This is a genomic window from Kribbella sp. NPDC049584 (assembly GCF_040675555.1).
Taxonomy (GTDB): Bacteria; Actinomycetota; Actinomycetes; order Propionibacteriales; family Kribbellaceae; genus Kribbella.
The window spans coordinates 692,923-705,035 of the sequence record NZ_JBFAPF010000001.1 but is presented as its reverse complement, the minus strand read 5'-3'; the positions used below and the strand labels follow the sequence as shown (position 1 = coordinate 705,035).

Here is a 12,113-nt window from a genome sequence, read left to right as displayed (position 1 = left end):
CGGACCCGTTCCTGTCCGTAGAGTGACTGGAGCGAGGGGAACGACATGCCGACCGAGAGCAGGACGACGTCCGTGGTCGCGGCGCTGAGCGTCGCGGTGGCGGTAGTCGGTCACGTGCTCGTGGGCGGCGGTGGTGTGCCGCTCGGCGTCGTCCCTCCGTTGGCTGCACTGGCCGGGGTGTGCTGGCTGCTGGGGGAGTACCTCGCCGGGGAATGGTTGCTGACGGCACTCGTCCTCGCCGCGGTGCAGCTGTTCGTGCACGTCACGCTGGACTCGGCGAGCATGCACGACGGTATGGCGATGTCGCCAGGTGTCGGCAGCAGCTTGATGATGTCCGCCACGCACCTCTCGGTCCTGCTGGCCGGCGTACTCGCGGTCAGCCGGGCCCGGCGTTGGATCACGCGCGTCGTACGCATCGTCGCGCGGTTCCTTCCCCGGCTTCCGGTTCTGCATCCGGTGCCGGGACGCGGCCGCAGGTTCGTCGTGGTGTCCGCGCCGGTGCGGCTCGCCGCGTCCCGGCTCGAGTCGAACGTTTCCCGCCGCGGACCTCCCGGCGTACGAGTGATCGCTGCTGTCTGAACCGGTCTACGGGCCGGATTACTCGTATGCCTCGAAAGGTTCTCTCATGCCCAAGAGATTCGTCCTGCGTGCCGGCGCGATCGTCGCGGCGTCCGCGCTGGTCGTGATCGGCGCCGCGGGATCGGCGTCGGCGCACGTCACGGTGTCCTCGCCGGACGCCAAGCCCGGCGGGTACGCGAAGCTGGTCTTCCGCGTGCCGACCGAGTCCGACAACACCAGCACCACCAAGCTCGTCGTCAGCCTGCCCAAGGACCATCCGTTCGCGTCCGTCGGCGCGCAGGTGAAGGACGGCTGGAAGGTGGAGAAGAAGGAAGAGAAGCTGCCGGCGGAGGTCAAGGTCGGCGACGTGACGCTGACCAAGGCGATCAGCACGGTCACCTGGACCGCGACCGCGGGCGGCATCCCGGCGAACGACTTCGACGAGTTCGCGTTGTCAGTCGGCAAGCTGCCGGAGGGGGTCGACTCGCTGAGCTTCCCCGCCGTCCAGACCTACAGCGACGGGGAGGTGGTGAAGTGGGCCGACGTCGCCAAGGACGGCGCGGACGAGCCCGAGCACCCGGCGCCGACGCTGAAGCTGGCGGCCGCTCTCACTCCGGTGGCGGCGACGACGTCGGAGGGTACGTCGGACACGCTGGCGCGCTGGCTCGGCGGCGCCGGGCTGCTCGTCGGACTGCTCGGCCTGGCCTTCGGGCTGCGGCCGCGACGTACTGCCGCTAGTCCGGCCTCTGTGGAGAAGCAGTAGCCGTGCGTCGACTGATCGCAATTCTGGTGGCGTCGCTGTTCACGCTGGTGGTTTCCACCGGCGTGGCGGCGGCGCACGCCAAACTCGAGTCGATGACGCCGACGGACGGGTCGTCGATGGCCGCGCCGCCGACGAAGGTGATCCTGACCTTCAACGAACCGGTCGGGTCGAACGGGACGCAGGTGCAGGTCAAATCGCCCAGCGGTACGAACGTCGCGAACGGTGACGCCGAGGTGGTCGACAACACGGTCACGCAGCCGGTCGGCGCGATGATTGAGGCCGGGAAGTACACCGTCGAGGCCCGCGTCGTGTCGGCCGACGGGCACCCGATCACGATCTCGGGAGCGTTCACGGTCACGCACGCCGGTCATCCGGCGACGCAACCGGCCGGCACGCCGGCGGCCCCCGAGGGCAACGGCAATGTGGTCACGATCGTCGCGATGTGCCTGGTGATGCTGGTGGTCGTTGCGCTCGCGATCGTCATCGTCCGTCGCCGCCCGGCGGCCTGATGAGCGAACCTCTGCCGCCCGCCACCGTCCGCCCCGCGGGGCGGGCCGGCTGGCTGATCCTCGGGATGGTTGCCTCCGGCATCGTCGTGATGGTGGCGGCGCTGTACGCCGCGGGCGGTGCGCCGAAGCGGGCCGTGGACGGCCTGCTCGGCGCTGGCCTCGGTGTGTCCTGGGCCGTTCCGGTACTGCGGTTCGTCGCCGACGCGGCCGCCGTGGCTACCGGTGGCGCCGTGCTCGCCGTACTGCTGTTTCTGCCCGCGGACGGCGGAAAGCTTGGCAGTAAGGCGATTCGGGCCTGCCAGGACGCAGCGTTGGCGGCCGGGATCTGGGCGGTGGCAAGCATCGGCGGGTTGATTGCCACCGCGACGGTGATTCTCGGCATACCGCTGTCGCACCTTGCGGAGCATGCCGAGCCGGCTGGTCAGCTCACGCAAGTCCGTGCGCTGGCCGCTGCCGTCGTACTGACCGCTGTGTTGGCTGTTGTGTTGAGCGGTGTGAAGACATTGCGCGGTGCACGGCTTGCCGCCGTACTCACGGTCGCCGCTCTGATCGGACCGCTGCTGACCGGCCACGGTGCGCTCGATCGGACGAGCGCCTGGTCTGTTCTCGCGACGACCTCGCTGGTCGTGCACGTTGTCGCCGCGACCGCGTGGGTCGGCGGATTGGGCGCCGTACTGCGGTATTCCCGTTCGCGCCAAGCTGTCGAGGTGTTCAGCACGCTCGCCGTGGTGTGCGCGGTGACGATGGGGATCACGGGCCTGCTGACAGCCGAGATCCACCTCGGCGGCCGGCAGGACGGCTGGGGTCTGATCACGCAATGGGTCACGAGCGGGTACGGCGCCTTGGTGCTGGGGAAGACGCTGGCCTTCGCGACGCTCGTCATCATCGGGCAGCTGCACCGGCAGAGCACGCTGCCGCAGTTGGAGGCGGGTGATCCGGTCGCGTTCCGGCGGCTCGCCGTACTCGAACTGCTCGTGATGGCCGGCACCATCGGCCTCGCGGTTGCCTTGTCACGCACGCCGTAACTGACTCGATGACATGTCAACAGATATCCGTACACTGTGTTCATGGGTGAACCGCAGTGGCTCGATCAGCGTGAGGCGCGGCTCTGGCAGTCGTACCGGGACACGCACCGCGAGCTGATGCGCGCGCTCGAGGCGCGGATGATCAGCAATTCGGGCCTGTCCGGCGCCGACTACGCCCTGCTCCACCCGTTGTCGGAGGCGGAGGACGGCGTACTCCGGACCCGCGACCTCGGCCGCTCCGTCGGATGGGAACGCAGCCGCCTGTCCCACCAGGTCAGCCGGATGGAGAAACGCGGCCTGGTCTGCCGCGAGGAATGCACCGCCGACGCCCGCGGCTCGATGGTCCGTCTCACCGTCCTCGGCCGCAAAGCCATCGACGCCGCCGCCCCGGACCACGTCGACGCCGTCCGCACGTACTTCTTCAACCGCCTCACCGCCGACGAGCAGGCCCAACTCACCACCCTCCTCAACCGCATAGCCGCCGCCCTCCCACCCACCTGCCCCACCCCCGACTGCGACGAGTAGCGCCGGTCTGCCCCGGACACGCCGTCACGGAGAGCGATCGGGGGTGGGGGTCGGAAGAATGATCGCGTCGGGTTCGGATGCGCGCTGGATTTGACAATCGTTTTCACTAACGTGAGGATGTGGCGCGTGTCCGAGGCGTTGAGCAGGCGTGGGTTCATGGGGGTGGCCGGGGCCGCGGGGCTGGCTGCTGTGGCCGGATGTGGGGCGGACGGGGAAGCGGCGGCGCAGCCCAAGCAGGGCGGGCGGTTGCGCGCTGTGTACGCCGGGGGTGGCGCGAAGGAAGTGCTCGACCCGCACGTGCAGAGCCTGTTCGTGGATATCGCGCGACACAAGGCGATCTACGAGAAGCTGGTCGAGCTCGGGCCCGATCTGAAGCCGGTGCCGCGGCTGGCATCGAAGTGGGAGCACGACGGGACGGCAACGAGGTGGCGGTTCAGCCTGCAGGATGCGAGCTTCCATGACGGTGCCAAGTTGGTCGCCGAGGATGTGTTGTTCAGTCTGGCGCGGATCGCGGACCCCGCCGTGCCGGAGCGGGTCGCGCAGTCATCGCTCGCAACGCTGGATCTCAAACGCAGCAGGGCTTTGGGGCCGTCGACGGTCGAGCTGGTGTTGACGGCTCCGAACGCGGAGTTCCCGGCGCTGCTCGCGGGCATCGGCACGCAGATCGTGCGCAACGGGTTCAACGATCCGACGAAGCCGCTTGGCACCGGGCCGTTTCGCTTCGTCTCCTTCGACGCGGGCCGGTCGATGGTCGCTTCGCGGTACGACGAGTATTGGGACGGGCCTGCACGGATCGAGGAGTTGCACATCCTGTCCGCGGACTCCGAGGCGCGGGCGAACGCCGTACAGGGCGGACAGGCGGAGTACGCGAACGACATGACCGCCACGTTCGCGCGGACGGCTGGCAAGGCGGTGCGGGTCGTCGCCGCGAAGGCGAGCACCATGCAGGCCTTCGTGATGAAGGTCGATCAGCCGCCGTTCGACAACCCCGACGTACGGCTCGCGTTCAAGTTGCTCGCGGACCGGCAGCGGCTGGTCGACGTCGTGCTCGCCGGGCGAGGCGAGGTCGGGAACGACCTTTTCGGTAAGGGATATCAGTACTACCCCGCCGACCTGCCGGCCCGCGAGCGTGATGTGGATCGGGCGAAGGCGTTGCTGACGAAGGCCGGGCTGGTGGGGAAGGAAGTCGAGATCTTCACCGCGGATGCGTCGGCCGGGTTCGTCGAGGCTGCGACGTTGTTCGCGGAGCAGGTGGCCGAGGCGGGCGTGCGGTTGAAGGTGACCACTGGGAGCCCGCAGACGTACGCCAGGGACCTGCTGACGAAGGGTGCTATTGGCAACCATCGGTCCGGCGCGATGCCGATCCCGCAGTACTTCACGGATCGGTTGCTGTCACATTCGCCGTTCAACGTTACGCATTGGCGGCGTCCTGCGTTCGACGCGGGATTCGCTGCGGCACGGGCGGTGACGTCCGAGCAGGAGCGGTCGGCGAGGTACGGCGTACTGCAGAAGACATTGCGTGACGAGGGCGGGATCCTGGCGTGGGGCCTGCCGGACTATCTCGTCGCGGTGTCGGCCAAGGTGCAGGGTGTGCAGGCGGTGCCGCCGAACACGTTGGACCAGGGGCGTTTCGACAAGGTGTGGCTGGCCTGAATGCGGTCGTACGCCGGGCAGCGGGCGCTGGTCGCGGTTGTGCAGCTGGTCGTGCTCTCGGTGCTCGTCTTCGTGCTGACGTCGTTGCTGCCGGGCGACGCGGCCGAGCTGCGGTTCACCGAGACGCTGACTCCGGACCAGGTCGCGCGATTGCGGGGCGAGCTCGGGCTGGATCAGCCGGCGCCGGAGCGCTTCGTGCACTGGTTGGGGAACGTGCTGACAGGTGACCTGGGTACGTCGCTGATCAGCGGGGGACCCGTGGTCGACATCGTGCGAGCCTCGATCGGTGCGACGCTCGTCCTGACTGTGGTGACGCTCGCGGTCGTCGTGCCGCTGGCCGTTGCCCTGGGCATCGTGATGGGGACGCACGAGAACGGGCGGATCGATCGCGCGATCACGTCGGTGACGCTGGCGTTGTCGGCGATCCCGGACTTCGTCATCGCGGTCGTGCTCGTTGCGTTGTTCTCGCTACGCCTCGGTCGGTTGCCGGCCACGTGGGTCGGCGGGGATCTGCTCGCAGCTCCCGGCCTGTTGGTCCTGCCGGTCGCGGTGCTGTTCGGTCGCACCGTCTGCCTTCTGTCACGCCAGGTCCGGGCCGGGACGATCAACGCTCTGCACGCCGAGTACGTCGTACAAGCGCGCCGGCTCGGGATCCCGCGTCGGCAGCTCCTGCTCCGCCACGTCCTCCCGAACGCCGCCGTACCAGGTGTCCAAGAACTGGCCCGCACCGGCGACACGCTCCTCGGCGGAGTCCTCGTAGTAGAAGCCATCTTCGCCATCCCCGGCTTCGCCACGGCGCTCGTCGACGGCGTCGAAACCCGAGACATCCCGACGGTCCAGGGCTTGACGTTGGTGCTGGCGGTCGCGGCGCTACTCATCAACCTGGCGGCAGACCTCGTCTGCAACCGCCTCGTCCCCAGAACGGCCCTGCTCCGATGAGCCGACGTGGATGGATCGCGGGCGGGTTGGTTGCCGTGCCGGTCGGCATTGCAATCCTCGGCCCGTTGGTGCCGCACAGCACGCGGCAAGGGTTGCCGTACTCGTCCGAGGGCTTGCTGGGGACGGACGGGCTGGGTCGGGACGTGTTCGCGCTGTTGCTGGTCGGCGGGCGCACGGCGCTGGGGATGGCTGTCGGCGCGGTGGTGTTGGCGTACGTCGTGGGTGGCGTGATCGGCTTGGTGGCAGCGTCGACGCGGCATCGGTGGCTGGACGAGGGGTTGATGCGGCCGCTGGACGTGCTGTTGCCGTTGCCTTCGTTGCTGGTGATCAGTGTGGTCGCGGTCGGGTGGCGCGCTTCGGCGGTGGCGATCATGGTGGCGGTGGCCATGATCAACGTGCCGACGGTCACGCGGCTCGTTCGGGCGGCGGCGCTGGATGCGGCGAGTGGGTCGGTGGTCGAGGCGTTGCGGATGCAGCGTGAGTCGTGGTTCGCAATTCAGATCGGGTACGTCGGGCGCTCGGTGCTCGGCCCGGTGGCTGCGGATCTCGGCACGCGGATCACGCTCGCGGTCTTCCTGGTTGCCTCGGTCAACTTCCTCGGGCTGGGGTTGAGCCCGACGGCGCCGGACTGGGCGGTCAGCGTGTCCCGCAACCGCGAAGGCCTGCTGCTTCAGCCGTGGTCGGTGCTCGCGCCGGCCCTTCTCCTCGTCTCCTTCACGCTGGGCTTCAACCTGCTGGCCGATCGGCTCGTGCACAGGTCGCGCCGGAGGGCGGGCGTATGACGGTCGCGCGAGTCGAGAACCTGACAGCGACGGCGGGGTCGGCGATTCTCGTGGACCGAGTGTCGTTCGAGGTCGTCGCGGGTCAGGTGACGGCGCTCGTCGGCGCCTCCGGGTCGGGTAAGACGACGTCCGCGTTGGCGTTGCTCGGCGAGCACGGTGACGGCGTACGGCTCGACGGACGGGTCGAGGTCGGCGGTGAGGTGGTTGTCGATAGCAACGGTCCCACCCGGGCCGACGTGCGTGGGCGGGTGGTTGCGTATATGCCGCAACATCCAGGCAGCGCACTCAACCCGGCCAGGAGAATCGGAACGACGTTGCGTGAGCTCGCGAAGCTTCACGACGGCGATGCCGAGGAGGCTGTCCGCGCCGCGCAGTTGCCGGGGGACCGCGCGATCCTGAAGAGGTTTCCGCATCAGTTTTCCGGCGGGCAGCGGCAGCGGATCGCACTGGCACAGGCCTTGACGTGCAGACCGCGGGTGCTGGTCCTCGATGAACCCAGTACCGGACTCGACTCGCTCACCCGCCTGCAGTTGGTTGAGGAGCTGCGTGAACTGACGGGGACCGGGCTGGGGATCTTGCTGCTCAGTCACGATCTCGACCTCGTACGGGGGCTTGCAACCCGGGTTGTGGTGCTGGACGCGGGCCGAGTGGTTGCCGACGTACTGCCGTCCTCGCCCGACCTGCCCGCGACGGGAACCTCTACCGTCGGGCGGCCGTTGCTAGAGGCAATGAACCTATCTGCTTCGCTGCGCCCGCGCGGTCGCGACGTCGTACTGCGTGAGGTCGCGCTCGAAATCCGCGCCGGCGCCTGTCTCGGCGTCGTCGGGCGTTCCGGTAGCGGCAAGACCACGCTCGCCCGCTGTCTTGCCGGGCTGCACGAGCGCCATACCGGCCGCATCCTCCTCGACGGCGAGCCGCTGCCGGTCCTCCGCAAACGCACGCGCGAGCAGAACCGTCGCGTCCAGTACGTCTGGCAGGAGGTTCGCGGCTCCTTCGACGAACGTCGCCCGGTTGACGAGCAGGTGGCCCGTACGGCGCAACGCCTCCGCGGCCTGTCGGCACACCAAGCCCGGGAGGAAGCACAGGCCACGCTCGCGCGTCTCGGTGTCGCCGCGATCACCGCGGCCCGGCCGCCGAGCCGGCTCTCCGGCGGCGAGCTCCAGCGCGCCGCGCTCGCGCGGGCTGTCCTCGCGGACCCCGACGTACTCATCTGCGACGAGATCACCACCGCCCTCGACGATCGCGGTACGGCGCTCGTCCTCGAGCTGCTGACCGAGCTGAAGGCGCGCGGGACGGCGCTGATCTGGATCGGCCACGACCTCGGCCTGGTCGCAGCCGTCGCGGATCAGGTCCTGGTCCTCGACGCCGGCCGTGTGGTCGAGCAAGGCCCGCCGGCAACCCTCACGACCGCACCACACCACGAAGTGACCCGCCGGCTGGTGGCAGCCGCGTGGATCGGTGACCCTCAATCTCCGCCCGTGTTATCCATCGACACAAGGAGCGAACCGCGCCGATGACGCGACTGCACGACCACCTGGCGGAGGCCATCAAAGATCCCGATCCGATCCGGATCCGTTCCGCCTCAGGGGACGATCTGATCTGCCTGCGGTTCGAGACCATGAAGGTGTACTCCGCGCTCGGCGCCGTCCGCCACCTGCTCGAGACCGGGCGGGTGCGGCGCGGTGACACGCTGATCGACTCCTCGAGCGGGATCTACGCCCACGCGCTCGCGCTCGCCTGCCACCGGTACGGGATGAACTGCCACATCGTCGGCTCGACGACGGTCGACCGGACCCTGAAGATCCAGCTCGAGATCCTCGGCGCGACCGTCGAGCAGGTGCCCTCCTCGAACAACCTGCAGCTCGACCAGAACCTCCGGGTACGCCGGATCGGGGAGATCCTGCGCGACAACCCGACGTACCACTGGATGCAGCAGTATCACGACGACATCCACTACCTCGGGTACCGCGCGGTCGCGGATCTCGTCGAAGAGGTCGTGCCGGACGGACCGCTCTGCCTGGTCGGCGGAGTGGGTACGGGCGCGTCGACCGGCGCGATCGCGGCGAACCTGCGCGAACGTGGGCGCGACCTGAACCTGGTCGGCGTGCAACCGTTCGGCAGTGTCACGTTCGGGGCCGGCCACACGCAGGATCCGGACATGATCATCGCGGGGATCGGGAGCTCGATCGAGTTCCGCAACGTGCGGCACGAGTTGTACGACCGGCTGCACTGGGTCTCGTTCGACTACGCGATGTCTGCGGCCGTCGATCTGCTCCGGACCTCCGGGGTGTTCGCGGGGCTGTCGGCGGGCGCGGCCTACCTGTCGGCGTTGTGGGAGCACAGCTGCGACCGCGGCCGCAAGCACGTGTTCCTGGCCGCCGACACCGGGACGCGGTACGTCGAGTCCGCTTTTGCCCGCCATGCCGAAGCGCGACCGATGGCGTCGATGCGACCGCTCGAGATCGACTCGCTCGACGAGCTCTCGGTGCCGTGGTCGGCCATGTCGTGGGACCGCCGACACGTCGGCATTGGTCAGGCGCGAGGAGTTTCCCACCCTGAAAGGCTGGCCGAGCTGCCATGACCGTTACCGACCTGACCGCCGCCGTGCTGGCCGGTTCGCCTTCGCCGGCGAATTTCAACATCACCAGCGCTTTCTGGCTGCATCACACCACCCGGCTTCCGGGCGCCGACGTCACCTACCGCAACTACTACGTCTTGTTGCGGGTCGGCGAGGTCTTCGGCGCCTGCTCGTTCGAGGCGGGGGAGCTGGACCCGTCGTACTGCGCCGACACCTCAGGGCGCACGCTGGCCGACGTACTCACGTCCGACGATCCGCTCCCGGTGCGGATCGCGGCGCTCGATGCCTACCTTGCCGCGGTCGAGCCGCATCACACGTCGGAGCAGGCCGAGGAGATCGTGCTCCCGGCCGGTACGCCGGACGTCCGGGCGCGCGCCCGCGACGCAGCCGTGGCCGGTCTCCTCGATGTTGCTGATGGCACCAAAGTCGCGCTGATCGGCGTCGTCAACCCGCTCGTCGACGCGATCACCGAGCGCGGTGGCGTGTGCCTGCCGTGCGATTTCAACCTCCGCGAGACCGCCTCCGGTCTGCCTGTCTCGCGGGACATGATCGAGGTCGTGGATGCTGCCGACGCCGTTGTCGCCACGGGTATGACTCTGTCCAACGGCACGTTCGACGTACTCCTCACTCGTTGCCGCGAGCAATCGAAGCCGCTGGCTGTCTATGCGCAGACGGGCAGTGCGGTCGTGCGCGCGTTCCTCGGTGAGGGCGTCACCGCGCTGTCGGCCGAACCGTTCCCCTTCTCCCAGTTCAGCTCCCGCCCGAGCAGCCTCTACCGCTACAGGACGGATCAATGAGCGCGTCACAGAAGGTCGTCGCCGAAGTTCCCGGCGACCTCCGGATGGCCCGGCGGTTGTGGCCGTTCCTGCTCGCCTCGACGGTCAGCCTGATTCCGTTCACGGTGTTCGGGATGTATCTCGTGCCGATCGCGAGGGCCGCGGGAGGGAGCGTCGCGGAGATCGGCGGGCTGCGCGGCCTCGGTGGACTGGCGGCCCTGGCGGTCGGGGTCTCGCTGGCGCCGTTGATCGACCGGGTGGCGCGGGAGCTGGTCGCCGCGGGTGGGCTCGCGTTGCTCGGGATCTCGGCGGCGTTAGGGGCTGTAGGCAACGTGTTTGCGTTGGCTGCGTTCTGCTTGCTGATCGGTGCGGCGACGTCGATCCTGGCGCCGTCGATCGGGGCTGCGGCGGCTGACAGGTTCCGCTCGCCGACGGCCGCGGGTCGGGCGGCGACGCTCGTGTCCGCGACGACCTCGGCGATGGCGATGCTGGCCGCGCCGGTGCTCGCCGTACCAGGACTGATCTGGGGTTGGCGCGGCAACCTGCTCGCCGCCTCGGTGATCTCACTCGCCTTGTCCGCGGCCTTCTTCTGGCGCGGACACGGGCGCAAGCCACCTCGCAGCAGGAATGAGCGGGTCAGCTACCTCGCGACGTACCGCGAGCTGGCCCGCGTGCCCGGTGCGCTTCCGCTGCTCGCGGTCGCCATGCTGCGGACCGCGGCCTTCATGGGATACCTCGCCTACCTCGCCGCGTTCTACGACGACAAGTTCGACCTGGCTCCGGACTGGTTCGCGCTGGTGTGGTCGCTGAGCGGCGCGTCGTTCTTCCTCGGCAATCTCTTCGCCGGACGTTATCTCGTCACCGATCGCGCGTGGATCAGCCCCGAGCGACTGCTGCTCGGCGGCATCACCCTCGCTCTGGCCGCGGTTTCGGCGTTCTACTTCTCGCCGACCCTGCCGCTCACGCTGATGCTCACAGCCCTCATGGGGGCCGCCCACGCGACAGTCGCGGCCTGTGTCACCACGCTCCTGGTCCGTCGCAGCGGTGATCTCCGCGGCTCGGCGCTCAGCGTCAACGCGGCCGGCATGAGCCTCGGCACCTTCCTCGGCGCCGCGATCGGCGGCGTGGGCCTCGGACTGGGCGGCTACCCGGGTACCGCGCTCACGTTCGCGACGATCACGCTCGTCGCGCTGCTGCTTGCCCTCAGAGTCCAGCCCCAGGAGTAGGGGTGAGGATCGGGGATTTTCCGGAGTCCTCACCGAGCCCTTCTCGATATATCGTTCGGTCTTATGGAGAATCTGCCCGACCGCCCGCACCCGCACGCGCACCTGCGGGCGTCCGACACCGATCGTGACCAGGTCGTCGACGTACTGCGGGATGCCCTGATGTCGGGCCGGTTGTCGCAGGACGAGCATGCCGAGCGCCTCGAGCAGACGTTGCAGGCCAGGACGCTGGGCGAGCTCGAGCCGATCACGCGAGACCTCGTCGTACCGGGTCAGGCCCAGCCGATGCCGCTGCCGATGACGCAGCCGTCGGTCTCCAAGAGCCCGGTCCCGATCGAGGAGCCGGCCGACCCGAGCCAGAGCTTCGACACGATGGTGGCGATCTTCGGCGGCGGCGAGCGGACCGGCCGCTGGCGGGTGAAGCGGCGTACGAACGCGTTCGCGGTGTTCGGCGGACACGATCTCGACATGACGAACGCGGTCTTCGAGGGTCGCGAGGTGACGATCTACGCGTTCGCGGTGTTCGGCGGGATCGACATCACCGTGCCTGAGGGCGTGACAGTGCGCAATGAGGGCGTCGGCATCTTCGGGGGCTTCGGCGCCCGCGGCAGCGACGATCCGAACCCGAACGCTCCGACCGTCGTGGTGAAGGGACTCGCGCTGTTCGGCGGCGTCGGCGGCCAGTCGTCGGCCAAGCGGCACGGCAAGAAGAACAAGGGCAAAGGGCACCACGAGCTGCATTAATGCGCGTGCGGTTCGAGGCACGGCCTCATAGCCTGCGG

13 protein-coding genes are annotated in these 12,113 nt (G+C 68.9%); all 13 read left to right on the top strand.

Going from position 1 to position 12,113, the window contains the following annotated elements; all coding sequences use genetic code 11:
- Window positions 1-45 precede the first annotated feature (45 nt).
- Window positions 46-579, top strand: a complete 534-nt coding sequence (locus tag AB0J62_RS03520; RefSeq protein ID WP_363863978.1) for a hypothetical protein — start codon at window positions 46-48, stop codon at window positions 577-579.
- Window positions 580-625: 46 nt separating this feature from the next.
- On the top strand, window positions 626-1,321 hold the full coding sequence (locus AB0J62_RS03515) for a YcnI family protein (protein ID WP_363863976.1): 696 nt from the start codon (window positions 626-628) through the stop codon (window positions 1,319-1,321).
- A 2-nt stretch (window positions 1,322-1,323) separates the two neighbouring features.
- On the top strand, window positions 1,324-1,830 hold the full coding sequence (locus AB0J62_RS03510; protein WP_363863974.1) for a copper resistance CopC family protein: 507 nt from the start codon (window positions 1,324-1,326) through the stop codon (window positions 1,828-1,830).
- Window positions 1,830-2,855, top strand: coding sequence for a CopD family protein (locus tag AB0J62_RS03505; protein ID WP_363863972.1), 1,026 nt, complete (start codon window positions 1,830-1,832; stop codon window positions 2,853-2,855). The genes AB0J62_RS03510 and AB0J62_RS03505 overlap by 1 nt, the downstream gene beginning before the upstream one ends.
- Window positions 2,856-2,897: 42 nt before the next feature.
- Window positions 2,898-3,380 carry a MarR family winged helix-turn-helix transcriptional regulator gene (locus AB0J62_RS03500; RefSeq protein WP_363863970.1) on the top strand — a complete coding sequence of 161 codons (483 nt, stop codon included), beginning with the start codon at window positions 2,898-2,900 and terminating at the stop codon, window positions 3,378-3,380.
- A 126-nt stretch (window positions 3,381-3,506) separates the two neighbouring features.
- Window positions 3,507-5,033 (top strand): ABC transporter substrate-binding protein, encoded by a 1,527-nt coding sequence (locus AB0J62_RS03495; RefSeq protein WP_363863968.1) that lies wholly within the window; start codon window positions 3,507-3,509, stop codon window positions 5,031-5,033.
- Window positions 5,034-5,972 (top strand): ABC transporter permease, encoded by a 939-nt coding sequence (locus AB0J62_RS03490; RefSeq protein WP_363863966.1) that lies wholly within the window; start codon window positions 5,034-5,036, stop codon window positions 5,970-5,972. It abuts the gene before it with no gap.
- On the top strand, window positions 5,969-6,754 hold the full coding sequence (locus AB0J62_RS03485) for an ABC transporter permease subunit (protein ID WP_363863964.1): 786 nt from the start codon (window positions 5,969-5,971) through the stop codon (window positions 6,752-6,754). The genes AB0J62_RS03490 and AB0J62_RS03485 overlap by 4 nt, the downstream gene beginning before the upstream one ends.
- The gene (locus AB0J62_RS03480) at window positions 6,751-8,271 is read left to right on the top strand and encodes an ATP-binding cassette domain-containing protein (RefSeq protein ID WP_363863962.1); all 1,521 of its coding nucleotides are present in this window, start codon (window positions 6,751-6,753) and stop codon (window positions 8,269-8,271) included. Before AB0J62_RS03485 ends, AB0J62_RS03480 begins: the two co-directional genes overlap by 4 nt.
- Window positions 8,268-9,335, top strand: a complete 1,068-nt coding sequence (locus tag AB0J62_RS03475; protein WP_363863960.1) for a pyridoxal-phosphate dependent enzyme — start codon at window positions 8,268-8,270, stop codon at window positions 9,333-9,335. Before AB0J62_RS03480 ends, AB0J62_RS03475 begins: the two co-directional genes overlap by 4 nt.
- Window positions 9,332-10,129 carry a DUF364 domain-containing protein gene (locus tag AB0J62_RS03470; RefSeq protein ID WP_363863958.1) on the top strand — a complete coding sequence of 266 codons (798 nt, stop codon included), beginning with the start codon at window positions 9,332-9,334 and terminating at the stop codon, window positions 10,127-10,129. Before AB0J62_RS03475 ends, AB0J62_RS03470 begins: the two co-directional genes overlap by 4 nt.
- Window positions 10,126-11,334, top strand: a complete 1,209-nt coding sequence (locus tag AB0J62_RS03465) for an MFS transporter (protein ID WP_363863956.1) — start codon at window positions 10,126-10,128, stop codon at window positions 11,332-11,334. Before AB0J62_RS03470 ends, AB0J62_RS03465 begins: the two co-directional genes overlap by 4 nt.
- 63 nt (window positions 11,335-11,397) lie before the next feature.
- Window positions 11,398-12,075: a DUF1707 domain-containing protein gene (locus AB0J62_RS03460; RefSeq protein ID WP_363863954.1), complete on the top strand. Its 678-nt coding sequence runs from the start codon at window positions 11,398-11,400 to the stop codon at window positions 12,073-12,075.
- The last annotated feature ends 38 nt before the right edge of the window (window positions 12,076-12,113 follow it).

Coding starts and splice junctions, on each gene's coding strand:
- AB0J62_RS03480 (WP_363863962.1), top strand. CDS start 6,751: ATGACGGTCGCGCGAGTCGAGAACCTGACAGCGACGGCGGGGTCGGCG.
- AB0J62_RS03505 (WP_363863972.1), top strand. CDS start 1,830: ATGAGCGAACCTCTGCCGCCCGCCACCGTCCGCCCCGCGGGGCGGGCC.
- AB0J62_RS03485 (WP_363863964.1), top strand. CDS start 5,969: ATGAGCCGACGTGGATGGATCGCGGGCGGGTTGGTTGCCGTGCCGGTC.
- AB0J62_RS03465 (WP_363863956.1), top strand. CDS start 10,126: ATGAGCGCGTCACAGAAGGTCGTCGCCGAAGTTCCCGGCGACCTCCGG.
- AB0J62_RS03490 (WP_363863966.1), top strand. CDS start 5,034: ATGCGGTCGTACGCCGGGCAGCGGGCGCTGGTCGCGGTTGTGCAGCTG.
- AB0J62_RS03500 (WP_363863970.1), top strand. CDS start 2,898: ATGGGTGAACCGCAGTGGCTCGATCAGCGTGAGGCGCGGCTCTGGCAG.
- AB0J62_RS03475 (WP_363863960.1), top strand. CDS start 8,268: ATGACGCGACTGCACGACCACCTGGCGGAGGCCATCAAAGATCCCGAT.
- AB0J62_RS03470 (WP_363863958.1), top strand. CDS start 9,332: ATGACCGTTACCGACCTGACCGCCGCCGTGCTGGCCGGTTCGCCTTCG.
- AB0J62_RS03515 (WP_363863976.1), top strand. CDS start 626: ATGCCCAAGAGATTCGTCCTGCGTGCCGGCGCGATCGTCGCGGCGTCC.
- AB0J62_RS03460 (WP_363863954.1), top strand. CDS start 11,398: ATGGAGAATCTGCCCGACCGCCCGCACCCGCACGCGCACCTGCGGGCG.
- AB0J62_RS03520 (WP_363863978.1), top strand. CDS start 46: ATGCCGACCGAGAGCAGGACGACGTCCGTGGTCGCGGCGCTGAGCGTC.